The organism is Rudaea sp. (genome assembly GCF_036560865.1).
Lineage (GTDB): Bacteria > Pseudomonadota > Gammaproteobacteria > Xanthomonadales > Rhodanobacteraceae > Rudaea.
On record NZ_DATBQK010000031.1, the window covers coordinates 35746 to 60774 of the forward strand.

Here is a 25029-nt window from a genome sequence, read left to right on the forward strand (position 1 = left end):
CAAGGGCGAAAGAACGGTCGGCGAGAGTCAGGATTCGCGTTCGGCGACGAAACGCGCAAGTGCAACCAGTGAAGTGAAATCGGCGCCGAGCGGCGCGACGGCGTCGAGCGCTGTCTGGGTGAGTTCGCGCAGATGCGCTTGCGCGCCCTGCATGCCGAGTATCGCCGGATAGGTTGGTTTGTTGTCGGCCGCATCCTTGCCCGCCGTCTTGCCGATCGTCGCGCTTTCGCCTTCGACGTCGAGAACGTCGTCGCGAATCTGGAAGGCGAGGCCAATCGCGTGTCCGTAGCGGTCGAGCGCGGCGAGTATGATGTCGTCGCGACAGCCGGCCGCGAGCGCACCGAGCCGCACCGAGGCGCGGATCAAGGCCCCGGTCTTGTACACATGCATGCGTTCGAGTTCGTCCGCGGTCAGGCGCTTGCCGATCGCGCCGAGATCGAATGCCTGGCCGCCGGCCATGCCGTGTGCGCCGCAGGCCGCGGCGAGCGTGCGCAGCATCTCGACATGCGCAGCGGCATTGGTGGCGAGCGGCGAATCGCCCGCGAGCACCTCGAACGCCAGCGCTTGCAGCGCGTCGCCGGCGAGAATCGCCATGGCTTCGCCGAACGCGACATGACAGGTAGGCCGCCCACGGCGCAGCTCATCATCATCCATCGCCGGCAGATCGTCGTGCACGAGCGAATAGGCGTGGATGATTTCCACTGCGGCCGCCGCTGCATCGAGACGCTCAGGCGCGGCGCCGAGCGCGCTACCCGTGGCGTAAACGAGGATCGGGCGCAGGCGTTTGCCGCCGCCGAGCACGGCATAGCGCATCGCGCGGTGCAATTCCTGCGGCGGTTGCTGTTCGGGCGGCAGCGCTTGCGCGAGCGCTGCATCGGCGCGCTCGTTCCACAACGCCAGCGCGGCACGAAATTCCGGTGTGGCGAGGTTCAAGGTGCGTCGAATTTGAAGTCGCCGGCGCCGGATCGATCATCGTCCGGATTGGCCGGATCGTAGAGCAGCTTGACGCGCAGTTCAGCCTGTTCGAGCGCAGTCTGGCAGCCGCGGTACAGCGCAATGCCGCGCTCGAAGGACTTGAGCGAATCGTCCAGGCTCAGATCGCCTTCCTCCATGCGCGCGACCAGTTTTTCGAGTTCGTCCAGCGACTGCTCGAACTGGGCGATCTGATTGGGTTGGACGGCGGTTTTCGGCATGCGCGCAAGCTACCCCAAGCGCGTGGTGGAATCAACGCCCGCCGACCACACAATCCGCGCATTCAACTCACGGCACAGCGATTCGCCGGCATCGCTCAAATACAAATCGCCCACCCCGAGCAGTTCATCGCCGCGGCAAATCAGGGGAATTCGCGCACGTCGCCACGGCGGAACCCCGGTTTCCTGCAGCAACAGGCGCAGTTCGCGCGTATGTGCGCCACCCGCAGGTTTGATCCGTTCGCCGCCGCGACGGTAGCGCACTTGCAGCGGGTTCTCGATCTGCCGCTGTGGCGACAGTTCGAGTCGCCCGCCAGCCGGTAGCGCCAATGGGGTACCGCCCCACTGCGCTTGCCAGTTTGTCGGCAGCGTTGGCGCCGGTGGCATCGCATAGAGCAGATCGCGATAGCGGCGCAGCTCGGTGTGCGCAAACCTCACGCAGGGCAGGCGATCACCGGCCGCGTCGCGCAATTGCCGCTCCAATTCCTCGACATGGAAATGCGCGGGCTCGTCGAGCCCCAGATCGCGCAGCCAGAGACGCAGCACCGCATCGCGCAGCGCATCGGGCAGATCGAGCCAGCCGCGCCAGGCCAAGGTTGTCGGATCGAGTCCCTGCAGCCGCGCCAGCGCCTTGCGCGCCTCGTCGTCGATGAAATCAGCCGCCGCGCGCGCCCAGTTGGCGCTGTGCGCGAGAGCCGCAGACGCATCCGGCCAGCGCTCGCCCAGCCGCGGCAGGATTTCGCTGCGCAGGAAATTGCGCCGCAGGTGCGTGTCCGCGTTGCTCGAATCGTCGACCCAGTGCAAACCGTTGGCCTGAGCGTAGTCGCGCAGGGTCGCGCGCGGCAGTTCGAGCAGCGGTCGCCACAAGTATACTTTCTCGTGCTCGCGCAGACCGCGCATGCCGCCCAGCCCCTGCGGACCGGCGCCGCGCAGCAGCTTCAACAGCACGGTTTCGGCCTGGTCGTCGCGATGTTGCGCCAGCGCGAGAATATCGCCCGGTAGTAACTGTGCCGCGAATGCCGCCATGCGGGCCTTGCGCGCCGCGTCTTCGATACCGGTGCCGCCGTTGCGCTCGACGTCGACGCGCACGCTGGCGAACGAGACATCCAGCGCCGCGGCAACCTCACGGCAATGCGCGGCCCAACGCGCACTGTCGGCGTGCAGGCCGTGATCGACATGCAGCGCGCGCAGCCCGCGCACGCGCGCCTGTGCGTCATGCGCAAGCGCGTGCAGCAATGCATGCGAATCCGCACCGCCGCTGTAGGCGACCACGATTGCACCGGGCGCCAGCACGGAGAGCGCGCGGTTCAACAGGTCTGGAAGCGATGTGTGCGGCATGCCGCCATCACGCCAGAGCCGGCGCGAATATGCAATCTTTTGTGCTGCCGGGATTGCCATGCGGCCGCTCTGCCGTCACCATGCGCGCCGCCATGACGATGGAATCCAAATGACCCGGCGCACGCTCGACGAATGGCTCGACTACCAGCAGCGCGTGCATGCGCTCGGCGTCGATCTGGGCCTGGCGCGCGTGCACGAAGTCTGGCGGCGCATGGGCGCGCCGCAGATCGCACCCATCGTCATCACGGTTGGGGGCACCAACGGCAAGGGTTCGACGGTTGCGTTTCTCGAAGCGATGCTGACTGCGGCTGGCCGGCGCGTCGGCTGCTATACCTCGCCGCATCTGCTGCGTTACAACGAGCGCGTGCGTGTGGCTGGAGGCGAAGTCGCTGATGCCGTACTGATCGATGCGTTCGAGCGCATCGAGACTAGTCGGGGAGAAATTTCCCTAACCTATTTCGAGTTCGGCACACTTGCTGCATTGTGGATTTTTGCGCATAGCGGACTCGATGCGGCGATTCTCGAAGTTGGCCTCGGCGGGCGTCTCGACGCGGTGAACATCATCGATGCCGATGCGGCGATAGTGACCACGATCGATCTGGATCATCAGGACTGGCTCGGCAACGACCGCGACAGCATCGCGCGCGAGAAGGCCGGAATTTTCCGCAGCGGCCGGCCGGCGATCGTCGGCGATGTCGACGCGCCCGTCGTATTGTTGCAAGCGGCCGAGCAGGCCGGCGCGAACCTGTTCTGCGCCGGGCGTGACTATCGCATCGCGGCGAACGCGCTGGACTGGTCGTGGCAGGCAGCGGATCTGCAGCTCGTCTTGCCCAATCCGCTGCTGGCGGCGCCAGTGCAACGCGCGAACGCGGCCGCGGCGATAGCCACTCTGTATACCTTGCGCGAACGCATCGATGTCAGCGCCGACGCCTTTGCCAGCGGTGTGCGCAATGCGCGCGTCGCCGCGCGCCTGCAGCGCTTCGGCAAACCCGGCGTTGCCGAACTGGTTATCGACGTTGCGCACAATCCCCAGGCCGCGCGCGTGCTGGCGCAATGGCTGGACGAACATCGCGTCGATGCGGACGCACCGCGTGGCCGCAATCTGGCGGTGTTCGGCGCGCTGGCGGACAAGGATATCGCCGGTATCGTTGCGCCACTCGCGCCGCATATCGCTCGCTGGTTCGTCGGCGGACTCGATGCCGATACCCCGCGCGGACTGCCGGCGGCCGATCTGGCGGTACGCATGACGAACGCGGTTGCTCATGTCGACATCGAAACGCAGCCGGCAATCGCGCGGGCGCTCGACGCCGCCGCGCGCGCAGCGCGCGAATCCGACCGCATCCTCGCGTTTGGATCGTTCTTCGTCGCCGCCGCGGCACTTGAATGGGCGCGGCAAAACGGGTTTCGAGCCGTCGATATCGGCTAGCACCATCCACATCTCCCCTCGATGGAGAGGTTGACGCGCGCAGCGCGGCGGGAGAGGGGGAGGCGCCGCACGCGTCTGCCGTGCACGCTACGCGAATCGCGCATGAATGATGTCGCGCGCAAATCCCGGTTTGTGCGTCGCGCCGGGTATAATCGGCGCATCTGGAGGTCAGTTATGGATTCCGCCTTGAAACAGCGCCTGGTTGGTGCCGCCGTCCTGATCGCGCTCGCGGTCATTTTCCTGCCGATGTTTTTCAGCATTACGCCACCGAAGCAGGAGAACACCACGGTGGGGCTGAACATTCCGGCGGCACCGGAACGCAATTTCGAGACGCGCAATCTGGCCGTGGATGCGCCGCGTGGCGCGACGCCTGCGCCATCGGCCGCCGCATCGACCGGTACCCCATCAACAGCAGCGACTGGCGACAAGGTGACTACGGTGACCACAAGCGCACCGCCGACCTTCGAAGCGCCGGACAACGCCGCGGCACCGAAGCCGGCAGCGACGTCCTTGGCAACCGCGAAACCCACACCAGTCGCACCGCCTGCCGCAGCACCTGCGCCGCCGCCCGCGCCCGCTGTGCAGGCCGACGGGCGATTCCTCGTCAATCTGGGCGTATATGCCGATGCCGGCGGTGCGAATGCACTCGTTGCCAGGGTCAAGAAGCTCGGCTATCCGGCGTTTGCGGAAGCTACGCAATACCAGGGCAAGGACGCGCAGCGCGTGCGCGTCGGGCCGTACGCGGATCGCGCTGCCGCCGAAAGCGTGCGCCTGAAGATCAAGCAGGCCGAGAGCAAGGTGCCGAGCAGCGTGGTCGAGGCTGCGGATCCGACCCAGCCGACGCCGCCGGCCACAGCGCAGTCCAAGTCTGCGCCCTCCAAGTCTGCGCCTGCACCGGCAACGACAGAGGCAGCAGCGCCCGCGCCGACATTGGCCGCGAATCGCGCCGGCGGTTATGCGGTGCAGGTCGGCGCATTCAAGGCCGAGGACGAGGCAAACAAGCTGCGCGACCGCCTGCGCAATGGCGGCGTGGCGGCATTCATCGACAAGACCGGCGACGGCGATCAGGCGCTGTGGAAGGTGCGCGCAGGTCCGTATGCGGATCGCGGCGGCGCGGATGCGGCGCTGACCAGCATCAAGCAGAAATTCCAGATCACCGGCATGATCAAGACTCAGCCTTGATTTGCCGCCGAGGCGCGCATAGATGAACTGGGCCGACTACTGCATCCTCGCCACTTTGGGTTTGTCGGTACTGATGGGTTTGTGGCGCGGTCTGATCGGCGAGGTGCTGGCGCTGGTGGTGTGGGTGGTGGCCGTGTGGGTGGCGTGGAAATTCGGGCCGCCGGTCGCCGCGCAGTTCACCGCGATCGACTTGCCATCGGCGCGCCTGCTGCTCGGTTATGTGCTGTGCTTCATCGCCGTGCTGATCGGCGGGGCGATCGTGAGTTTCCTGATGCGCAAGCTGATCAACAGCAGTGGATTGTCGGGCACCGACCGCCTGTTCGGCATGGTGTTCGGGCTCGCGCGTGGCCTCGTGCTGGTCACCCTGGTCGTGCTGATGCTCGGATTCACGGCATTTCCGCGCGATCCATGGTGGCACCAGTCGCAGCTGTTGCCGAATTTCCAGCAGGGCGCGCAGTGGGCTTCGGCGCACCTGCCGCCGGAGGTAACGAAGTATCTGGATTTGCGCGGTCTGCTGCCACAAATACCGCACGCGCCGCAGCCGGCGGCGCCTGCACCGGATGCACAGAAGAAATCGGCGGCAATTTAGCTTTTCGTAATTCTATAATTGTGTAATTCTATACCGAGTAAACGCCATGTGCGGAATCATAGGAATCGTCGGCAAGTCCGAAGTCGCCGCGGCGCTCTACGACGGGCTCACCGTTCTGCAGCATCGCGGACAGGACGCGGCAGGAATCGCCACCGTCGACAACGACAAGCTGCGTCTGCACAAGGGCGCCGGACTGGTCAACGACGTGTTCGGGCGCGACAATATGCTCAAGCTGCGCGGCAATATCGGCATCGGCCACTGCCGGTATCCGACCGCCGGTTCGGAAAGCACGGCCGAAGCGCAGCCGTTCTACGTGAACTCGCCGTACGGCATCGCACTCGGGCACAACGGCAATCTGATCAACACCGACGCGCTGCGCCGGCAGATGTACGAAGAGGATCGGCGCCACATCAACACCGATTCGGACTCCGAGATCCTGCTCAACATCTTCGCCCACGAGTTGCAGATTCAGGAACGCCACACGCTGACCCCGGACCACATCTTCAAGGCCGTCGCCGGCGTGCATGCGCGCGTGCAGGGCGGCTATGCGGTGGTCGCGCTGGTGCTCGGCTACGGCGTCGTCGCATTTCGCGATCCGCACGGCATCCGTCCGCTCGTGCTCGGCGAGCGCGACACGGCGCAGGGGCGCGAATACATGGTTGCATCCGAATCGGTTGCGCTGGATATTCTCGGCTTTCGCCTGGTGCGCGACGTGATGCCGGGCGAGGCCGTGCTGCTGAGCACCGACGGCCGCTTGTTCAGCCGCCAATGCGCCGAAGGCGCCTTGCATGCGCCGTGCATTTTTGAATTCGTCTACCTGGCGCGGCCGGACTCGATGATGGAGGACGTCTCGGTGTACAAGGCGCGCCTGCGCATGGGCGAGCGCCTGGCCGAGAAGATCCGCCGCATGCGTCCGGATCACCACATCGACTCGGTGATCCCGATTCCCGACACCGCACGCACCGCGGCCAGCTCGCTCGCGCAGGCGCTCGGCATTCCGATGCGCGAAGGCTTCGTCAAGAACCGCTATATCGGCCGTACCTTCATCATGCCCGGACAGAGCGAGCGGGTGAAATCCGTACGCCGCAAGTTGAATCCGGTGCATCTGGAATTCCGCAAGAAGAACGTGCTGCTGGTCGACGATTCGATTGTGCGCGGTACCACGTCGAAGCAGATCATCCAGATGGCGCGCGATGCGGGTGCGCGTCAGGTCTATTTCGCCTCGGCCGCGCCGCCGGTGCGTTTTCCGAACGTGTACGGCATCGACATGCCTGCGGCGGCGGAATTGGTCGCACACGGACGCACCGAGGAAGAAGTGCAGCAATTCATCGGCGCAGACTGGCTGGTGTATCAGGATCTCGACGATCTCGTCGCCGCGGTCGCCGACGGCAACGAGGAGCTGAAGCATTTCGATACCTCGTGTTTCTCAGGCGAATACGTGACCGGGGTCGAATCGAATTATCTGCGCGAGCTGGAATTCGCGCGCTCGGACGAAACGCTGGCGCAACGTCGGCATATTTCCTGAGCCTTGCGCTGCCGTGACGCCGACGGCGCCCAATGTCTTCGCCCTAGCCGAGGCCTGTCTCGCGGCGACGCAGATCGACGAAAAACTCGAGCGCAGTGCGCAAGCCGCAGCTTTGGTTGCTGCGGACGCGGTCGCGCTGAATCGCGCATCGCCGCCGCCGCGCCCGATCGCACAGCCGGGTCGGCCGCCGCGCCCGCATCTGGTTGAACCGCGCGCCTTGCCGCGGCGCGGGCTGGGCAGCGTCGAAGGCCGCGCAGCGCTCGTGCACGCGGTCGCACATATCGAATTTAACGCCATCGATCTGGCTTGGGATGCGGTCTATCGCTTTCGCGACATGCCACCTGAGTACTATCGCGACTGGGCCGCCGTCGCCGCCGACGAGACGCGCCATTTCTGTCTGCTCGCCGCAAGGCTGGCCGAACTCGGGCACGTGTACGGCGATTTCGATGCGCACAACGGTCTGTGGGAAATGGCGGTAAAGACGTCCGCCTCGTGTCTGGCGCGCATGGCCATGGTGCCGCGCGTACTCGAAGCGCGCGGGCTCGACGTGACCCCGCCGATGATCGCGCGTCTGCGCAACGTGGGCGATACGCGCACCGTGGAAATCCTCGAAGTGATCTTGCGCGAGGAAGTCGCCCATGTCGCCGCGGGCTCACGCTGGTTCGCCTGGTGCTGTGCGCGCGAAGACATCGATCCCGAAACGACATTCGCCCGACTGATCGGCGAACATGCAGGCGGCGCGCTCAAACCCCCGTTCAACGAAGCGGCGCGCCGCGCCGCCGGATTCAGCAGCGCCGAGCTTGCGCGTCTGGTGGAAAAGTCAGCGGCATGAAATCCAGCGATCCGCTACACGGCTAGGGCCTACCGAGTTTCAACGTCGTCGATTGATGATAGTCGTGGCAGGCGATGCACGAGGTCGGTACCTTGTCGCTGGCATGGGCGCCGCCGTGGCAGGCGCGGCAGTTGGTGATGCCCGGGATGAGCACGTCGGCCGATTCCTTGGAGTTGCGGGCCGCGTGGCAGTCTTCGCACTTCACGGTGACGTGTTTGGCGTGGGTGAATTTCGCGTCCGCGTACCACACGCCGGAGACGCGCACCGGCGCGACGTGCCAGGTATCGGCGTCGTCGCGCGGCGCGCTGACCTTGTGGCACAGCGGACAGCCGCTGCGGTCGGAGGCGGACTGGCCGGAGCTGGCGGAACTGGACTGACCGCTGCTGCCCGAGGCGAACAGATTGTTGGTGACGCGTGCGGTCTGCTCGCGCGCCCACGCCAGCGCCTCGGCCTTTTGCTGCTGCGACAGCGGCGGCGATCCGGGGCGGCGGCGCTCCTGCACGATGGTCGGCGCCTTGGCGTCGAGATAGCCGCCCTCGAGCGCAAATTTGGCGTAGTACTCGCCGAGCATATAGAGCACCTCGGCGACTTTGCCGTGCGGCACCTCGCGTGCGGGGGCGAGCGTATCGAAGCCGAGCGTATGGCAGTCGTGGCACATCGCTTCGAAATTCACCGGGCGCATCTTGGCGCCACCCGGCTCGGGCACGTGACAGTCCGCGCAGCCGAGCGTGCGGCGTCCCTTCGGCGCATTGAGCCCGTCGGGCTTCAGATGCTTCGCATGATTGAATGCGAGGCCGGAATTTTCCTTGAGGTTCGGCGCCAGCGTCACGCGCTGTGGAGCGAACTTGCCGTTCGCGTCCCATGCCGGCAGATCGATCTTGAATTCCGGATGGACTTTGCCGAAGTCGCGCACGTTGTCGAAATTGCTCGCGTTCCTGCTGCGCGCCTTGAGGTCGCCGTGGCAACTCACGCACAGACTTTGATCCTGGCGCACGAGGCCGCGCAGGCCCTGATGATCCTGATGGCAGCTGCGGCATTCCGCGTTGCCGAGTTCAGGCATGTTGAACTTCACCGCATCGGCATGCGCGGCGGTATTCGCATGGCAGGCGAGACAGGCGTTGTCACGCACCGTGCGAAACGCGGTCTGGTGGCACTTGCTGCAGTCGTCGGCGAAGAAATGATGCGCGGCGTCGAGCGTGCCCGGATTCCAGGCGAGCGTGCTTGGCAGTGGCGTGTGGCGCAGCAGTTCGCCGAAACCGGGCTTGAAGTGGCCGAGCATCGGCAGCGCCAGACCGAGGACAAGTATACTTATGAACAAGGCCCAGGAAGGCCAGCGCTTGCGCAGGCCGGTCTGCGCAAGCCGCGTCGGCTTGGCGCGCTTGTCCTTCTCGACCTTCTGCTCGCCCTTGTCCAGCGTGGCCACTTCCACCGCGCCGTCGTAACCGGCTGGCGGCGGCAGCAGCACAAGACGCGTATTGCCGATCTCGATCGCCGCGTCCACCGATGCCATCGTCGTATAGATGATCTCGCCGTTGACACGGATGCCGGCGAGAATCAGCGATTCGATCTTGTACTGACCGCCGGCGAGCAGGGTGACGCGCGCGTGATTGAGCGCGCAGCGCAGGTCGGGCAGGAAGATCGCCTGGTCGGCCGCGCGCCCGATCGTGAGCACGTCGCCATAGTGTGTGTCTTCCTCATAACTGACGGCACCCTTGCCTTTCTTGAGGACTCGGCGGATCAGCCATTTCATGGCGCGCACCGCTGACGCTTGGTTTTTGGTTTGCTCGTCATTCCGGCGAAAGCCGGAATCCAGCTCCTGGTCTTTGAAGAGCAACGGCTTCCACTCGCCTGCGGCGAGCGGGTCACTTTTCTTTGTGTGCCCAAAGAAAAGTAACCAAAAGAAATGCACCCCCGATGCCGCGCTCGCAGGGTGAAGCTCTGCGAGTACGCGCGGTCACGGCGGGGTTCGCTTGATGGACATCCGTGTCCATTCGCGAACGTGCGCGCATCGTGCGCGCCCTCCTCACGGACGATTCCGCCGTGCCCTCGCCGCAGCAAAGGGGGACCCGGATCAAGAGCAAAAGCAGTGCAACAGATCGCAGATGAGCGTAGTCCATGGATGGACGGATTCGTGGAATAACCGGCGGCCTTCGCGGTGCCGAGCATCGCAGGCTGTGGCGGAACTAGCCCGCAGGGGCGCGCGCACGATGCGCGCGCGTGAGCGAACGCACAGGGATGTGCGTCAAGCGAACCCCGTCGCAGCCGAGAAGCACAGGGGATTCTGATTCGCACGATGCGAATCAGAACTCCGCGTCGGGCGCCTAGCCTTTTGGTTACTTTTGCGCGATGGCAAAAGTAACTCGCTCGCCGCAGGCGAGTGAAAGCTCTGCTTTCGAAAGAGCGAAGAACCGGATTCTGGCTTTCGCCGGAATGACGAGCAAAAGGCTTACGCCGGTATGACGAGCAAGAGAAAATGAGCGAAGTCACGTCATCCTCACCAATAAAAGAACGACGAGACGATATGCCCGATCAGGGCCGCGAGCAGCGCGAACGACAAGGGCACGTGGATGTATAGCCATACTTCCATGATCGCCTGATACTGCATGTCGCGCGCGACCTTGGTGGCGAGGCCCTTCTTGCGCGTGATCATGTCGATCAGCTTGCGCAGCGCCTCGGCCTGCTTGTCGCTGACGTCGCGCGCGAGAAAGTCGACCATGAAGAAGAGCGTCGGCATGCTGCGCGTGGACATGGCGCTGCGGCTGGACGCCGGGCTGTGTTTCTTGCGTTCTTCCATCGCATGCTGGAGCGCGTTCAGCGCCTTGTCGGAGCCGTCGCGCGCGCGTAGCTGCGACCACACTCCGCCGCCGAGGCGCGTGCGTTCGATCGAGCGCAGGACGATGGCATGCACTTTCGGGTCGATGCCGTCGGCGAGCGCGAGCGCGTTCTGGTCGATGTCGACGATCTCCTCGAGCATCGCGTCGCGCGTCGCGCTGTCGCGGTTGCGCGTCATCAAGGCGGGGTAGCGCAGATAGGTGTAGACGCCGAAGAAGCCGGAAAAAATCACCGCGAGCATCAGAACGAAGGCGAACGTGTGCAGGTTCCAGCCGACCTGAAAGCCCGCGTGCAACAGCACGATCAGGATCAGCGCCGTGCCGAGGTAGATATGCGCGGATAGCCAGCCGCGCAGGGTACCGGCGCTGTTGAGGTAGCGCCGCTTGCGGATGCCGAAGAACATGAGCCAGACGATCAGCAGCGCACCGATCGTGCCCAATGTGTAGCCAAGCCAGGTGCCACCGTTGGGCGGCCCGCCCGGATCGTGCCAGAGATACGCGATGAGCGAGATTGCGCTCAGCCCAACGCTGATCCACAGATAGCGCGATCTGGCGTAGTTGAGGATGGAGTCGTGGCCAGCCATTGGGTTTAAGAGCAGGGCTGAGGGCTGAGGGCTGAGGGCCATCGACGCCGCGGGAAGTCGCGATGCTGTTGTTCTGGCGAAGCCGTCAAAGCATGGGCCGTACGCGTGCGTCCAGGCACGATGTGCCCAGCCTTCAGCCCTCGGCCCTCAGCCCTATTTTCTCGACTGCGCATAAATGGAAAACTCCTCGGGCGAAATCCGGATCGCCGCGCCGGTCGGACAGGAGCGCACGCACGCAGGGCCGCCCTGTATGCCTTTGCACATGTCGCATTTCACCGCCTTCTTGCCGGTTGCGGCCTTCTTCGCCTTCTTGTCGATCGGCGCTTCGCCGGGCCCTGGGCCGCGGCCGAGCAGCAGCCATTGCAGCAGTCCGGGTTTTTGCGGCGGCTTTACTGCCATGTGGATCACGCCATACGGGCAATTGCGCTCGCAGTTGCCGCAGCCGATGCAGTTGTCGGCGATGAACACTTCGCCATTCGGCGCGCGATGGATCGCATCCGGCGGGCAGTCCTTCATGCAATGCGGATGTTCGCAGTGCCGGCACGACGTCGGCACGTGCACGCTGGCGAAAGTTGGGCCGGCTTCGCGGTCGAGACGCGAAGTGCCGCCATGGGTTTCCGCGCACGCCTTCTCGCAGTTGTCGCAGCGTACGCACAGCGACTCGTCGATGAGCAGGATATCGGTCGCCTCACCCGCGCCTTGCGTCATGAGGAACGAAATGATGTCGCCGCTGCCCGGCGTCGCCTGCATCGCCAGATTGGCCGCGGTGCGCTTTTGATGCTCCTCCTGCAGGCGCAGCTTGAGCACCGGGATGCGCGAGATAAGTTTGAGGAAGCTCGGAGCGTCGAGCTGGATCGTCTCGCTGGCGATTGCCGCGCGCGCCGTGGCGGAGCGCTTTACTTCGCCGAGCAGGGCCATTTCGCCGACGTAATTGCCCGCCGCAACATAACTCAGGACCACATCCTTGCCGCCGATATTGCGCGAGATCGTCAGCGAGCCCACGCGCACGAGATGCAGACTGTCGCCGGGTTCGCCCTCGCTGAACAATACGTCGCCGGCCTTGAACCGTTGCAGCCTGGACGCGGCGACGACATCGGCGAGCTGGCTGGCATCGGCCTCGGGTGCAAAGCGCGACTGGATCGTACGCAGCACGAACACCTGATCGATCTCGCGCTTGATCGCCTCGACTGAATTGATCAGCCGGTTCATCGAGCGCCGCGGGGTCTCGATCAGCACACAGTTGACGCTGGCGACCACGCTGGCCGAACGGCGGCGTCCGGAAATCAGGCCCATCTCGCCGAAGAACTCGCCGCGGCGCAGGGTGATGGCACCGCCGCTCGCCTCGTCGACGATCACGCGTACTTCGCCTTCGACGATGCTGAAAAAGCTGTTGGTGTAGTCGTTGCGCTCGAAGATCGTTTCGCCGGCTTTCGGCGTGCGCAGCTCGGAATCGAGCATGAACTCGCGCAATTGCAGCGGCGTGATCTGCGCCAGCAGGTGCACGTTCTTCTGCACGCGCGCGAGCGCTTCATCGACGCTGCTAAAGCCGGGCAGGGCGGCGAACTTGGCCTTGAGCAGCGGCGCGTCGGCGGGTTCGACCTGGCTGCCGAGGATGTATTCGATCACCTCGTAACCCTGATTCATCGCCTGCTTGATCAGCGGATAGCCGCCGAGCGCGCCGACGATGTACAGGCCCGGCACGTTCGATTCGTACTGCGGGCTGATCGCCGGGACCGACGCCGGATCCTTGTTCGGAAACACCACGCCGCAACCCTCGACGAACGCGCGCGGCGCGGTCGCGCCGAGGCGCGCGATGACACGGTCGATCAGGATCTGCGCCTTGCCGTTCTTGGTCGCCAGGATCATGCGACCCTTTTTGCGCCCCACGCTCAGCGCATCGACGCGCTCGGGCGCGGAGTCGTAGTAGCACTCGATCAGGCCGTCTTCGATCGCCTTGAGGATCGCCGTCTCGTTGCCTTTCTTCGCGCGCCCGAATTCGTCTTTGCGATTGATGATGACGACATTGTTCTGTCTGGCCAGCGCGATCGCGTTTTCGATCGCCGCGTCGCCGGCGCCGACCACGACGATGGTTTCGCCTTCGTATTCGTCCGGATCGTCGAGTTGGTACTGCACGAAGGGAAGGTCTTCGCCGGGACAGCCGAGCTTGCGGATATTGCCCTGCAGGCCGATGCCGAGCACGACGCAGTCGGCCTCGATGGTCTGCCCATTGGCGCACTTCAGACTGAAGGTCGCGCCGTCCTTCTTGATCGACGCTACTTCGTGCTTATAGCGCACATTGATCTTGAGGCGTTGCGCGGCGTCGTTCCAGCCGTCGAGAATCCCTTCGCGCGAGCCGGCCTGGAACGGCACCGGCGAGCGCAGCGGCAGGATTCCGGGCTCGTCCATGACGAACTTGCCCTTCTGATAGCGGTAGATCGTGTTGGACAGGTGATCTTCGGCTTCGAGCAGCACGTGCGCCACGCCGCGCTCGGCCGCGCGCGCACCGGCGGAAATGCCGCCCGGGCCCGACCCGACTATCGCGATCTTGAAGCGTTCCGCCACTCGCCGTCTCCCCAGCTTTTGGCCTTTCGGGACAACAACATCATAGCAAGCCCTGCGACCTCGGCGACGGCTCAGGATCACAGTGCAGGTGTGACCGGCGCCACGCCGATCTGCGATGATGCGCACGCTGTGTAAGGAGATTGTCGCAGTGAACACCAGCCCCGAATGGATTACCAGCGTCGACGCGTGCGTCGAGCGCATTTTCGCCATGGCCGGCGCCGAATTGCGCGTGGCCGCGCCGCTGGGTCTGGGCAAGCCGAACGTGCTGCTCAACGCGATCTATCGGCGCGTGGCGGGCGACGCGTCGCTGCGCCTGGATTTGTATACCGCGCTGTCGCTGGCGCGACCGCAGCCCAAGTCCGATCTGGAGCGGCGTTTTCTGGAGCCGTTCCTCGTCAGGCATTTCGGTGCGGACTATCCCGATCTGGACTATGTCGCGGCCGAGCATGCCGGCACGCTGCCGGCGAATGTACGCATCCGCGAGTTCTATCTGCAATCCGGTGCGATGCTCGGCATCGCCTCGGCGCAGCGCGACTATGCGAGCCTGAACTACACCCACGTCGCACGCGATCTGGTCGAGCGCAGGATCAACGTGATCGTGCAATTGGTAGCCGCGCGCCAGGAGGCGGGACAAGTGCGCTACAGCCTCGCCTGCAACCCTGACGTCACCATCGACCTGCTCGAGCAGATGCAGGCCGCCGGCATCGCGCGCCCATTCGTGGTCGGCGTCGTCCACGCAGACCTGCCCTTCGTTGGCAACGAAGCCGAGGTCGATGCAGGATTCTTTAGCGCGCTGCTGTTCGATCAAGCCTGCCGTCACACGCTGTTCGCGTTGCCGCGCGAGCCGGTCGATGCAGCCGAATACGCGATCGGCCTGCACGCGAGCACTCTGGTGCGCGACGGCGGCACCCTGCAGATCGGCATCGGCGCCCTGTCCGATGCGCTGGTGCACGCGTTGCTGCTGCGCCAGCGCGACAACGCGAACTATCGCAATGCTTTGGCTGCGCTCGGTGCAGACGCCGCCGGCGAGGGCAGCCTGAGTGCGCGCATCGGCGGTGTGGATGGGTTTGCGCGCGGGCTGTATGGCGCCAGCGAAATGGTCATGGACGGTTTCATGCATCTGGCCCGGGCCGGCATTCTCGCGCGCCGCGTCTACGCCGATTTCGCCATCGAGCAGGCGCTCGAAGACGGCCGTATCGAGGAAACCTTGCACGAGCATGCGGCCGATGCGCTGCACGCGAGCGGCGCCTTGCCCGATCGCGTCGACGAGCGCGAGCTTGCGCGTCTGATGAAGTTCGGGATTTTGCCGCAAAATACACAATTATACGGAATGGCTCTGCGCCTGCCGGACGGTTCGAGCCTGACCGCGGACCTGAGCAGCAGCGACGCGCGTCAGCAATGGAACCGCGCGCTGGCCGGACGCAAATTGCGCGACGGGCGTTATCTGCGCGGCGCGTTTTATCTTGGATCGAGCGAGTTCTACGCCTGGTTGCGCGGTCTCGCCGGTGACGACTTCGACGGCCTGTCGATGACGCGCGTCTCCGATATCAATCAGCTTTACGGCGGCCACGAGGCGCTGGATGCGCTGCAGCGCCGCGGCGCGCGCTTCTTCAACACCTGCATGATGGCGACCGTGCTTGGCGCGGCGGTGTCCGATGCGCTCGACAACGGGCAGGTGGTCAGCGGCGTCGGCGGCCAGTACAACTTCGTCGCGATGGCGCATGCGCTCGAAGGCGGCCGCTCGGTGCTGATGTTGCGCAGCACGCGTACACATGCGGGCAAGCTCGAATCCAATATCCTGTGGAACTACGGCCACACCACGATTCCGCGTCACCTGCGCGATATCTACGTGACCGAATACGGCATTGCCGATTTGCGCGGGAAGTCCGATGAGGACTGCATTATCGCGATGCTCGCGATCACCGATGCGCGGTTCCAGAATCAGCTCGCCGCGCAGGCGAAGGCCGCGGGCAAGCTGCGCCGCGACTTCGTGACTCCGGCCAGGTGGCGGGAAAATACCAACAAGAAACTGTCGCTGGCATTGTCTTCCGCGCAAATTGCTCCGCTGTTTCCGGCCTTTCCATTCGGCAGCGATTTCAGCGCGGAGGAGCTGCGCCTGCTGCCGGCGTTGGTCAAGCTGAAGAATGTTTCCGCGAGCAAGCTGGGGCTGGTGGCGTTCCTGCTCAAATCCCTGTTCCCCCAATCCCCGCCGGCCGATGCCGAGACCTTACTCGCACGCCTGAATCTGCATCAGCCGCGCAACTTGGGCGAGCGGCTGACGCGGCGGATGGTTCTTGCGGCGCTCGCAGCGGGTTGATCGGTGGTATGCGAGGTTTAGCAGCAACAACCGGTAAACTTCGCATCCAGCAAACGATGCAATTCGAGTGATGCGGCTGCGATCATGAGCAAGCTTGACCAACCGGGTGTCTGGCCGCGACGCGTATCGATAGGCGTGCGCGTGGGCAGTGTCGCCGTTGGCGGCGGCGCGCCGGTCGTCGTGCAGTCGATGACCAATACCGATACCGCCGATGTCGCCGGGACCGCGAAGCAGGTGGCCGAGCTCGCGCGTGCGGGATCCGAACTCGTGCGCATAACGGTGAACACGCCCGAGGCCGCGGCGGCGGTGCCGAAGATTCGCGAGCGCCTCGACATGATCGGCGTCGGCGTGCCGCTGATCGGCGATTTCCACTACAACGGTCACCAATTGCTCAGTGCCGAGCCGGCCTGCGCCGAAGCCTTGGCCAAATACCGCATCAATCCGGGCAATGTCGGCTTCGGCAAAAAACGTGATACGCAATTTTCCACAATTATAGAATTCGCGCTCAAGCATGCAAAGCCCGTACGTATCGGCGCCAACTGGGGTTCGCTCGATCAGGCGATGGTCACCGCGCTGATGGACGAGAACCACACGCGCGCCGAACCCTGGGATGCCGCGCACGTGGCGCGCGAGGCGCTGATCCGTTCCGCGCTCGACTCGGCCGCGCGCGCCGAGGAACTGGGCATGACGCGCGACCGGATCGTCCTGTCGTGCAAGGTTTCCGGCGTGCAGGAACTGATCGCCGTATACCGCGATCTGGCCGCGCGCTGCGACTACGCGCTGCACCTGGGTCTGACCGAAGCGGGCATGGGCAGCAAGGGCATCGTCGCGTCGAGCGCCGCGCTGTCCGTACTCCTGCAGGAAGGCATCGGCGACACGATTCGTATCTCGCTGACGCCCGAGCCGAACGAATCGCGCACGCGCGAGGTGATCGTCGCGCAGGAACTGTTGCAGACCATGGGCCTGCGCGCGTTCACGCCGCTGGTGACCGCGTGCCCCGGTTGCGGACGCACGACCTCGGTGTTCTTCCAGGAACTCGCCAAGACCGTGCAGGAACACGTACGCGCGAAGATGCCCGAGTGGCGCATCAAGTACGACGGCGTCGAGAACCTCACCCTCGCGGTCATGGGCTGCATCGTCAACGGTCCCGGCGAGTCCAAACACGCGAATATCGGCATTTCGCTGCCCGGCTCCGGCGAGGCGCCGGCTGCACCGGTATTTATCGATGGCGCGAAAGCGATGACCCTGCGCGGCGAGAATATCGCGCAGGAATTCGTCGGCGTCGTCGAGGACTATATCGAGCGCAAGTTCACCCGCGCTTGAGCATGCCGCGTTTCATGCGGAGGCTTGCCCCGATTCGCTCTGCGCAATCGCCGGATCGGTAACCGTGCGTCGCGCAAGCTGCGCCTCGCGGTGCACGATATAGAGGTTCGCCGCAATGATGATCGCCGCGCCGATTACCGTGCCCGCATCCAGCGATTGGCCGAACGTGAAATACGCGCACACCGCCACGATCGGCAGCTGGATGAAATTGATCGGAATCAGCGCCGACACATCGCCCGCCTGATAGGCGCGCGTCATGCAGGTTTGTGCGACCGTGGCGAGCAGGCCCGTAAGCACGAGCCAGAGCCAGCCGGTCGCACCGGGCCAGGTCCAGAAAAACAGGGCCGGAATCAGCGACAGCGGCGTCATGATCAGGCTCATGTAGATCACGACCGCGTCGGCAGGCTCGGTGCGCGAGAGAAATTTGATGCTGATATACGAACCCGCGGCGATCGCCGCGGCGGCGAGCGCGACGAGCATGTCGAACGAATCATGCTTGATTGAATCAGTGGTAGCACCCGGACGCATGATGATGATCACGCCGATGAAGCCGATCGCGATCGCGCTCCAGCGCCGCGCGCGCACGACTTCGCCGAGCAGGAACACCGCGCCGATGGTCACGAACAGCGGCGTCGAATAGGAAATCGACACGGCCTGGGCCAGCGGCAGATGCGCGAGCGCCCAGAAACTGCCGAGCATTGCCAGCGTGCCGAACACGCTGCGCAGAAGATACAGGCTGAAGTGCCTGGTGTGCAGCAGCGCGAGGCCCGGTTTGATCAGCAGCGGCAGGGAAAAAACCAGGCCGAACAGGCTGCGGAAAAACCCGGCCTCGAACGCGCTGACGTGCGCGGTGGCTAGACGCAGCGTGATCGCCATAAGCGCGAACAGCGCGGCGCTCGTCGCCATCAGGGCGGGCGCGTAGAACGCCGATCGGACCAGCGTTGCGCCGGCTGTCAAGGATGGCGAAGGCGTAGCCGGGCTCGAATCCGCAGGGAGAACGGTCTGCATCCGCGAATTCTAGTCGAAGCGATATGGCGGGCGACTGGCCGCTTGCGGCGGTTACAATGGAGCCATTCGATGCCGACGACCAGCAGCACCCATGTCCATGACCGGCTTTATCGTTGCGATCCCCGCGCGCCATGCCTCGACGCGCCTGCCCGGCAAGCCGCTGCTGCCGCTCGCGGGCGAGCCGATGATCCGCCACGTCGTGCGCCGCGCACAGGCAGCGGGCGCGGCGCAGGTCGTGGTCGCCACCGACGATGCGCGTATCGCGGCGGCGCTCGAAGGCAGCGGCGCGACCATGGCGATGACGCGCGCCGATCATGCTTCGGGCAGCGATCGCCTTGCCGAATGTGCGGAATTGCTGGGTTGGTCCGACGACGCCATCGTCGTCAATCTGCAAGGCGATGAACCGCTCGCGCCGGCCAGTGGAATCCGCGCGGTGGCCGAGGCGCTCGCGCGCAGCGATGCGCCGATGGCGACCTTGGCGACGCCGATCGAGACGGTGGAAGAATTGTTCAATCCAAACTGTGTGAAAGTCGTTCGCGCCGCCGACGAATCGGCGCTGTATTTCAGCCGCGCACCGCTGCCGTGGGCGCGCGACGCATTTGCCGCAAGCCGCGATGCCCTGCCAACGAACACGCCGTTTCTGCGCCATATCGGTATCTACGCCTATCGTGCGGGATTCCTGCGCCGCTTCGCGAAACTGGCGCCGACGCTGCTGGAACGGACGGAATCCCTGGAACAACTGCGCGCGCTCGAACACGGCTATCGCATTGTCGTGCGCATCGCCCCGGAGGCGTTTCCGCCGGGCGTCGATACAGCCGCGGATCTGGCGCAAGCCGAGCGTCTGCTGACGAAAAAAGTATAGTTTTATTTAAAGTATACGTTTGCAATCGAACAGGAAGCGAAAGCCATGACCGGCGCAAGCGCAGCACCAATGCCACTCAGCTATGACCGCCGGTCGATCTGGCTGCACTGGATTACCGCCGTGCTGGTGATCGCGCTTTGGTGCGCGGGGCAAACGATCGACTGGTTTCCCAAGGGCACTCCGCGCGTCGCTATGCGCAGCCTGCATATCTGTTTCGGAGTGACCCTCGGCCTGATTCTTGGCTACCGCATCTGGTGGCGAATCGGCCGCGGCAGTCATTTGCCGCCCACGGGCACTGGTGCAATCCAAGCCTTGGCGACCCTAGTGCATTTCGCACTTTATGCGGTGCTCGCGGCGACGCTGCTGCTCGGCGTGGCCAACGCATGGGTGCGCGGCGACACGCTATTCAACCTGTTCACGCTGCCGCAGTTCGATCCGGGGAACAAGGCCCTGCGCACGCAGGTGGAAGACCTCCACAGTCTTTCCGCAAACATTCTGTTGATCCTCGCGGGGCTGCATGCCGCTGCGAGCCTGGCGCATCATTTCATCTTGAAGGACAACGTGCTGCGGCGCATGCTGCCCAGCCGCCGATAAGATTCAAATCGATGAGCGAAGACCCCGGCTCTGAATGTGGATCGGACATTGTGTCGGAACCTGCGTTTCCGTTAACCTGTTCGGCATCCAGCATCAGGGCAAGCACAGTCGGTCGTCGATAGCATGCACGGTTTCACCAACATGGTAACGGTTCTGGCTCTTGTCGCCGGCATTGCTTTCACGGCGCAGGCGCAAAACGCCCATCCTGCGGCGCAGATGGACCACGCGCCGCCGCCGGTCGCCGGCGGCATCTGGAAAGCCGTCGTGCCGGCGCGGAAGATGCACGGCGAATTCGACAATTTCGATCCGATGGGGCTCGCTGCCGGTGCGATGATTCCCGCCGATTGCTCGCTGAATTGGGTAAGTCCGGACACCGGCAAGTTGTATTGCTTCGTCAGCGGCACATCGCTCGTGTACTTCCTGCAAAGTCCGGGCACGAAACTGCGCGACGCGGAAGCCACCTGGATCAGCTTGCGCAAGACGAGGCGCTAGGCGTTTCGAAAGCCTTCTCCAGCGCAGCGCAGCCGCGGTCCATTCGGCTCTCTCCCACGCTTGATCGAGTGAAGAAATGCGGATTTTGTTCGTGTGTATGGGCAATATCTGCCGCTCGCCGGTGGTCGAGGCGGTCGCGCGCCAGCGTTTCGCGCGCGCCGGACTTGATATCGCCGTTGATTCGGCGGGCACCGAGGCCTATCACGTCGGCGCGCGTCCGGATTCGCGCGCGCTCGCGAGTGCGCTGGCGCATGGCTACGACGCTTCCGCGCATCGCGGGCGCCAAGTGGTCGCCGCCGACTTCCGCAACTTCGATATCCTGCTGGCGATGGATCGGATCAACCACCGCGCGCTCGCCGATTATTTCTCGCCGGAACAGACACAACGCGTACATTTATTTCTGCCGTTCGCGAATATCGGCAAGCCGGCCGAGGTGCCCGATCCGTACTCCGGCAGCGCGCGCGATTTCGAACGCGTGATCGAGCTTGCCGAACTCGGTGTCGATGGCTTGATCGCAAAGCTCAAGCACCCATAGTCCAGAGCTCAAAGACTTACCACGAAGGACACGAAGGACACGAAGGACACGAAGGACACGAAGGACACAATTAACATTAAAAGGCTTTTCCTTTGCGTCCTTTGCGGTGAATCTTTAGCTTTACAGTAAGCTCTGTTCGAGACGACCTGAAACATGAGTACGGCGACAACGCAATTCGACGGCAAGGAATTCGTGCGCACGCTGGCGAATTCTCCGGGCGTCTATCGCATGTTCGATGCTGCGGGCGAGCTGCTCTATGTCGGCAAGGCCGGCAACCTGAAAAAACGTGTCGGCAGTTATTTCCTGAAGCCGCGCATGGAGCCACGCATTGCGGCCATGGTCGCGCAGATTGCGCGCATCGAAACGACCTTGACGCGCACCGAGGGCGAGGCGCTGTTGCTGGAATCGCAGCTGATCAAGTCGCTGAAGCCGCGCTATAACATCCTGCTGCGCGACGACAAGAGCTACCCGTACATCTATCTCTCGGCCGGCGAAGATTTTCCGCGCATGGCATTTCATCGCGGTGCAAAACGCGGCAAAGGCACGTATTTCGGTCCGTTTCCGAGCGCATGGGCGGTGCGCGAGAGTCTCAACCACATGCAGAAGCTCTTCCTCGTGCGCCAGTGCGAGGACAGCTATTTCCGCAATCGCTCGCGGCCGTGTCTGCAATACCAGATCAAGCGCTGCAGCGCGCCCTGCGTGAATTTCATCGGCAAGGACGAATATGGCGAAAGTGTACGCCATGCCGCGATGTTTCTCGACGGCAAAAGCGGTGAAGTGATCGACGAGTCGATCGCCGCGATGGAGCGCGCGAGCACGGCACTCGAGTTCGAGCAGGCCGCACGCCTGCGCGACCAGATCGCCACGCTGAAGAGGCTGCTCGCGAAAAACTACGTGCAGGGCGCGAGCGCGGACCTCGACGCGATCGTCTGCCGGCTCAAAGGCGGCATCGCCTGCATTTCGGTGCTGTATTTCCGCAATGGCGTGAGCCTGGGCTCGCGCGACTTCTTCCCGAAGTTGCCGCTGGCTGCCAGCCAGAGCGACGTGCTGACCTCGTTCATCGCGCAGTATTATCTGGACAAGCCGGTGCCGCGCGAACTCATCGTCGAACAGGCGCTCGACGAGGCGGCGCTGTTATCGGAAGCGTTGGGCGCGCAGGCCGGGCACGAGGTGGAGATCAAGCACAGCGTGCGCGCCGAACGCGCGCGTTTTCTTGAACTCGCCGCGAAGAACGCCGACGCGGCGCTTGCCGCGCGCTTGGCCAGCAACGAAACCCAGCGCGAGCGTTTCGAGGCGTTGCGCGATCTGCTCGGGCTCGACGAAGTGCCCCGGCGTCTGGAATGCTTCGATATCAGTCACACGATGGGCGAGGCGACCGTCGCATCGTGCGTGGTGTACGGAGCGGATGGGCCGGAGAAATCGCAGTATCGGCGCTACAACATCGCCGGCATCGAGCCGGGCGACGACTACGCTGCGATGCGCCAGGCGCTGGAGCGGCGTTTTCAGCGCGCGCAGGCGGGCGAGGGCGTGCTGCCGGATATCTTGTTGATCGACGGCGGCAAGGGCCAGGTCGCGCAGGCGCTCGAAGTGTTGTCCGATCTGGCGATCGTCACCGTGCTGGTGATCGGCGTGGCCAAAGGCGTCGAACGCCGCGCGGGACACGAGACCCTGATTCTCGGCGCTAGCGGCAAGACGCTGTGGCCCGGTCCTGAATCGGCCGCGTTGCACCTGATCCAGAACGTGCGCGACGAGGCGCATCGCTTCGCCATCACCGGCCATCGCAAGCAGCGGCAGAAGGCGCGCGAGACGAGTCGACTCGAAGACATCGCCGGCATCGGTGCGAAGCGGCGTTCCGCGCTGCTCAAGCATTTCGGCGGGCTGGCCGGCGTCGGCAACGCGGGCATCGAGGAAATCGCCCAAGTCAAAGGCGTGAGCCGCGAACTCGCCGAGCGTATTTACGCATTGTTTCATGCGTGAGCCATTAGCGTGTTGTCGGTTGAATGGTCACAACTGCGACTGCTTTTTAGTCCCTCTCTCCTTGCGGGAGAGGGGTTGGGGAGAGGGGTAGCGCCCGCGAAAGCGGGCGCCTTCGGCGCCATCCCCTCTCTCGGCACGCTGTACGTGCCGACCTCCCCCGCAAGGGGGGAGGAGAAAAGCAGGTCGAGCCATGTGCAAGTACTCAACTCAAAAAATGAACCAGCCGCCGCGAGCGTTCGACTGAACTCGTAGCACCGTCCTATGTCACACTGCGCACGATCGGTTTTCACGACGCACCACTCATGCAGCTGACCTGGCCCACCATCCTGACCCTGTTCCGTATCGGGCTGTTACCGGTGATGGTGGTGGTGTTCTATATCCCATTCTCCGGCGCGAACGTCGCTGCGGCGCTGATCTTCCTGCTCGCCGCGATCACCGACTGGCTCGATGGCTATGTCGCGCGCCGCTACAACATGTGGTCCGCGTTCGGCGCGTTCCTCGACCCGGTGGCGGACAAACTCATGGTCGCGGTCACCCTGTTCCTGCTCGTGCAGGAGAATCCGACGCCGCTGCTCGCGGTGACCAGCGCGGTGATCGTCGGCCGCGAGATCACAATCTCGGCCCTGCGCGAATGGATGGCCGAAATCGGCGAACGCACGAGGGTCAATGTCGCCGCGCTCGGCAAGGTCAAGACCGTGATGCAGATCGTCGCGATCGAGGTGCTGCTGTACCAGCACGATCTGGAGGGCCTGCGTCTGTTCCACGTCGGCGAGACCCTGCTCGTGGTCGCCGCGGGGCTGACGATCTGGTCCGCGATCGAGTATCTGCGCGCGGCCTGGCCGGCCCTGCGCGGAAAGAGCTGAAATGGCGGTGCGACGCCAATCTTTGCGTGGTCGTTAACGCATTTTACGACAAAAAAGTTGACACGCGCCGCGCAAATCGTATGATGGGCGGCTCGCGCGGGAATAGCTCAGTTGGTAGAGCACGACCTTGCCAAGGTCGGGGTCGCGAGTTCGAGTCTCGTTTCCCGCTCCAGATTTATTTACGCGGAAGGGTTCGTTGCATAAGTCTTCCGGCGACAAAACCTCGGTGCGCCGAGGTTTTTGTTTTTTACGGGCAGCATAGTTAGGCTGCCCGCAAGCCATCTTCAGTTGAGGCGGGGTGGCAGAGTGGTCATGCAGCGGCCTGCAAAGCCGTGTACGCCGGTTCGATTCCGACCCTCGCCTCCATGTATCTATGCGATCATCCTTGGTCGCGAGAATCAGGAAGCGACCGTCCTTGGCCGCCGTACTTTCACCAGGACCTTGCCCGGGTGGCGAAATCGGTAGACGCAGCGGACTTAAAATCCGCCGAACCCTTATAGGTTCATGCCGGTTCGATTCCGGCCCCGGGCACCAGCAACCCAGCTCTTGCGGCGGGCCGGATGCAGACAGCGATTTCGAAGCAGCACGCCGACGATCATCCAGCACAATGCGAAACCAGGACCGGAGTACTACATGAAACAGATCGATCTAGCGCAGTTCATTGGCGGAACCCTCGATGGGCGTCTTATCAGCGCGAAACTCTCATTCTTCGAAATCTCGGCCGCCGTCGATACGCCCGAAAGCCCGGGGCAATGGGCGAGAAACTATCGGCGTATCGAGAGACCGACGGCAGACAAAGCGCGGCCGCAGACGTTCTTCATCGACCGCTCCATCGAAGAGGCGCAAATCCCGGTTGAAATCGAGCGCTGCAAGACGTTGCCCACGGCTGCAAAGTAAGCGAATCGACCGAGCGGCAAGTTGACGCTGCTCACGGTTGAACATCTGTTCGCGATCCCGCTGCCAGTCAGGTTACCGATTTGGGCTTGAAAGCATTTGCTC

Annotated in this window: 21 protein-coding genes and 3 tRNA genes; 17 read left to right on the forward strand and 7 right to left on the reverse strand. The window is 64.0% G+C overall.

Translation table 11 applies throughout. The annotated features are described in order from the left end of the window. Window positions 1-27: 27 nt before the first annotated feature. From ispA to tilS, 3 genes are read right to left on the reverse strand one after another with little or no spacing between them, the layout of a single operon-like run. Window positions 28-933, reverse strand: a complete 906-nt coding sequence (gene ispA, locus VIE67_RS03730) for a (2E,6E)-farnesyl diphosphate synthase (RefSeq protein ID WP_332023409.1) — start codon at window positions 931-933, stop codon at window positions 28-30. Next, a complete protein-coding gene (locus VIE67_RS03735) occupies window positions 930-1193 on the reverse strand; it encodes an exodeoxyribonuclease VII small subunit (RefSeq protein ID WP_332023411.1) in 264 nt (87 codons plus the stop codon). The genes ispA and VIE67_RS03735 overlap by 4 nt, the downstream gene beginning before the upstream one ends. 9 nt (window positions 1194-1202) lie before the next feature. Then, on the reverse strand, window positions 1203-2528 hold the full coding sequence (tilS, locus tag VIE67_RS03740) for a tRNA lysidine(34) synthetase TilS (RefSeq protein ID WP_332023413.1): 1326 nt from the start codon (window positions 2526-2528) through the stop codon (window positions 1203-1205). 109 nt (window positions 2529-2637) lie between these two features. On the opposite strand from tilS, the gene folC reads away from it, so the two are divergent. From folC to VIE67_RS03765, 5 genes are all read left to right on the forward strand, one after another. Next, window positions 2638-3954, forward strand: coding sequence for a bifunctional tetrahydrofolate synthase/dihydrofolate synthase (folC, locus tag VIE67_RS03745; protein ID WP_332023415.1), 1317 nt, complete (start codon window positions 2638-2640; stop codon window positions 3952-3954). A gap of 174 nt (window positions 3955-4128) precedes the next feature. Next, window positions 4129-5136, forward strand: coding sequence for an SPOR domain-containing protein (locus tag VIE67_RS03750; RefSeq protein ID WP_332023417.1), 1008 nt, complete (start codon window positions 4129-4131; stop codon window positions 5134-5136). A gap of 22 nt (window positions 5137-5158) precedes the next feature. Continuing rightward, on the forward strand, window positions 5159-5725 hold the full coding sequence (locus VIE67_RS03755; protein ID WP_332023419.1) for a CvpA family protein: 567 nt from the start codon (window positions 5159-5161) through the stop codon (window positions 5723-5725). Between the two features lie 46 nt (window positions 5726-5771). Then, on the forward strand, window positions 5772-7250 hold the full coding sequence (purF, locus tag VIE67_RS03760; RefSeq protein ID WP_332023421.1) for an amidophosphoribosyltransferase: 1479 nt from the start codon (window positions 5772-5774) through the stop codon (window positions 7248-7250). Between the two features lie 13 nt (window positions 7251-7263). Further along, entirely contained in the window at window positions 7264-8082 is an 819-nt protein-coding gene (locus tag VIE67_RS03765) for a ferritin-like domain-containing protein (RefSeq protein WP_332023423.1), read from the forward strand. A gap of 22 nt (window positions 8083-8104) precedes the next feature. On the opposite strand, the gene VIE67_RS03770 is transcribed toward VIE67_RS03765, so the two are convergent. The 3 genes from VIE67_RS03770 to VIE67_RS03780 all read right to left on the reverse strand — a co-directional run bounded on the left by VIE67_RS03770 (window position 8105) and on the right by VIE67_RS03780 (window position 14059). Then, window positions 8105-9832, reverse strand: coding sequence for a cytochrome c3 family protein (locus tag VIE67_RS03770; protein ID WP_332023425.1), 1728 nt, complete (start codon window positions 9830-9832; stop codon window positions 8105-8107). 744 nt (window positions 9833-10576) lie between these two features. Next, window positions 10577-11497 carry a hypothetical protein gene (locus tag VIE67_RS03775; RefSeq protein WP_332023427.1) on the reverse strand — a complete coding sequence of 307 codons (921 nt, stop codon included), beginning with the start codon at window positions 11495-11497 and terminating at the stop codon, window positions 10577-10579. A gap of 153 nt (window positions 11498-11650) precedes the next feature. After that, entirely contained in the window at window positions 11651-14059 is a 2409-nt protein-coding gene (locus VIE67_RS03780; protein ID WP_332023429.1) for a cyclic nucleotide-binding domain-containing protein, read from the reverse strand. A 148-nt stretch (window positions 14060-14207) separates the two neighbouring features. Between VIE67_RS03780 and VIE67_RS03785 the strand changes: the two genes are divergently transcribed. Continuing rightward, a complete protein-coding gene (locus tag VIE67_RS03785; RefSeq protein WP_332023431.1) occupies window positions 14208-16376 on the forward strand; it encodes an acetyl-CoA hydrolase/transferase C-terminal domain-containing protein in 2169 nt (722 codons plus the stop codon). Between the two features lie 84 nt (window positions 16377-16460). Further along, window positions 16461-17699 carry a flavodoxin-dependent (E)-4-hydroxy-3-methylbut-2-enyl-diphosphate synthase gene (ispG, locus tag VIE67_RS03790; RefSeq protein ID WP_332023432.1) on the forward strand — a complete coding sequence of 413 codons (1239 nt, stop codon included), beginning with the start codon at window positions 16461-16463 and terminating at the stop codon, window positions 17697-17699. Between the two features lie 12 nt (window positions 17700-17711). Here ispG and VIE67_RS03795 read toward each other — a convergent pair whose 3' ends face one another. After that, window positions 17712-18605 (reverse strand): DMT family transporter, encoded by an 894-nt coding sequence (locus VIE67_RS03795; protein WP_332023494.1) that lies wholly within the window; start codon window positions 18603-18605, stop codon window positions 17712-17714. A 193-nt stretch (window positions 18606-18798) separates the two neighbouring features. On the opposite strand from VIE67_RS03795, the gene kdsB reads away from it, so the two are divergent. The 10 genes from kdsB to VIE67_RS03845 all read left to right on the forward strand — a co-directional run bounded on the left by kdsB (window position 18799) and on the right by VIE67_RS03845 (window position 24927). Beyond that, on the forward strand, window positions 18799-19569 hold the full coding sequence (gene kdsB, locus VIE67_RS03800) for a 3-deoxy-manno-octulosonate cytidylyltransferase (RefSeq protein WP_414707272.1): 771 nt from the start codon (window positions 18799-18801) through the stop codon (window positions 19567-19569). 69 nt (window positions 19570-19638) lie between these two features. Then, window positions 19639-20163 (forward strand): cytochrome b, encoded by a 525-nt coding sequence (locus VIE67_RS03805; protein WP_332023434.1) that lies wholly within the window; start codon window positions 19639-19641, stop codon window positions 20161-20163. Between the two features lie 141 nt (window positions 20164-20304). Beyond that, window positions 20305-20655, forward strand: a complete 351-nt coding sequence (locus VIE67_RS03810) for a hypothetical protein (protein ID WP_332023436.1) — start codon at window positions 20305-20307, stop codon at window positions 20653-20655. Between the two features lie 76 nt (window positions 20656-20731). Further along, entirely contained in the window at window positions 20732-21190 is a 459-nt protein-coding gene (locus tag VIE67_RS03815; RefSeq protein WP_332023438.1) for a low molecular weight protein-tyrosine-phosphatase, read from the forward strand. A gap of 153 nt (window positions 21191-21343) precedes the next feature. Then, window positions 21344-23167 carry an excinuclease ABC subunit UvrC gene (uvrC, locus tag VIE67_RS03820; RefSeq protein WP_332023439.1) on the forward strand — a complete coding sequence of 608 codons (1824 nt, stop codon included), beginning with the start codon at window positions 21344-21346 and terminating at the stop codon, window positions 23165-23167. A 302-nt stretch (window positions 23168-23469) separates the two neighbouring features. Next, complete coding sequence (gene pgsA / locus VIE67_RS03825; protein ID WP_332023441.1) at window positions 23470-24030, forward strand: CDP-diacylglycerol--glycerol-3-phosphate 3-phosphatidyltransferase; 561 nt, start codon at window positions 23470-23472, stop codon at window positions 24028-24030. A gap of 96 nt (window positions 24031-24126) precedes the next feature. Next, window positions 24127-24202, forward strand: a tRNA-Gly gene (locus VIE67_RS03830). 120 nt (window positions 24203-24322) lie between these two features. Further along, a tRNA-Cys gene (locus VIE67_RS03835) sits at window positions 24323-24396 on the forward strand. Window positions 24397-24473: 77 nt separating this feature from the next. Next, window positions 24474-24564: transfer RNA gene (locus VIE67_RS03840), tRNA-Leu, on the forward strand. A gap of 99 nt (window positions 24565-24663) precedes the next feature. Then, entirely contained in the window at window positions 24664-24927 is a 264-nt protein-coding gene (locus VIE67_RS03845; protein WP_332023443.1) for a hypothetical protein, read from the forward strand. Window positions 24928-25029 lie beyond the last annotated feature (102 nt).

Excerpts from the sequence above, each read along its gene's own strand:
- VIE67_RS03735 (WP_332023411.1), bottom strand. The coding sequence starts at position 1,193 with ATGCCGAAAACCGCCGTCCAACCCAATCAGATCGCCCAGTTCGAGCAG.
- tilS (WP_332023413.1), bottom strand. The coding sequence starts at position 2,528 with ATGCCGCACACATCGCTTCCAGACCTGTTGAACCGCGCGCTCTCCGTG.
- folC (WP_332023415.1), top strand. The coding sequence starts at position 2,638 with ATGACCCGGCGCACGCTCGACGAATGGCTCGACTACCAGCAGCGCGTG.
- VIE67_RS03750 (WP_332023417.1), top strand. The coding sequence starts at position 4,129 with ATGGATTCCGCCTTGAAACAGCGCCTGGTTGGTGCCGCCGTCCTGATC.
- VIE67_RS03755 (WP_332023419.1), top strand. The coding sequence starts at position 5,159 with ATGAACTGGGCCGACTACTGCATCCTCGCCACTTTGGGTTTGTCGGTA.
- purF (WP_332023421.1), top strand. The coding sequence starts at position 5,772 with ATGTGCGGAATCATAGGAATCGTCGGCAAGTCCGAAGTCGCCGCGGCG.
- VIE67_RS03770 (WP_332023425.1), bottom strand. The coding sequence starts at position 9,832 with ATGAAATGGCTGATCCGCCGAGTCCTCAAGAAAGGCAAGGGTGCCGTC.
- VIE67_RS03775 (WP_332023427.1), bottom strand. The coding sequence starts at position 11,497 with ATGGCTGGCCACGACTCCATCCTCAACTACGCCAGATCGCGCTATCTG.
- ispG (WP_332023432.1), top strand. The coding sequence starts at position 16,461 with ATGAGCAAGCTTGACCAACCGGGTGTCTGGCCGCGACGCGTATCGATA.
- VIE67_RS03795 (WP_332023494.1), bottom strand. The coding sequence starts at position 18,605 with ATGGCGACGAGCGCCGCGCTGTTCGCGCTTATGGCGATCACGCTGCGT.
- kdsB (WP_414707272.1), top strand. The coding sequence starts at position 18,799 with ATGTCCATGACCGGCTTTATCGTTGCGATCCCCGCGCGCCATGCCTCG.
- VIE67_RS03805 (WP_332023434.1), top strand. The coding sequence starts at position 19,639 with ATGCCACTCAGCTATGACCGCCGGTCGATCTGGCTGCACTGGATTACC.
- VIE67_RS03810 (WP_332023436.1), top strand. The coding sequence starts at position 20,305 with ATGGTAACGGTTCTGGCTCTTGTCGCCGGCATTGCTTTCACGGCGCAG.
- VIE67_RS03815 (WP_332023438.1), top strand. The coding sequence starts at position 20,732 with ATGCGGATTTTGTTCGTGTGTATGGGCAATATCTGCCGCTCGCCGGTG.
- uvrC (WP_332023439.1), top strand. The coding sequence starts at position 21,344 with ATGAGTACGGCGACAACGCAATTCGACGGCAAGGAATTCGTGCGCACG.
- pgsA (WP_332023441.1), top strand. The coding sequence starts at position 23,470 with ATGCAGCTGACCTGGCCCACCATCCTGACCCTGTTCCGTATCGGGCTG.
- VIE67_RS03845 (WP_332023443.1), top strand. The coding sequence starts at position 24,664 with ATGAAACAGATCGATCTAGCGCAGTTCATTGGCGGAACCCTCGATGGG.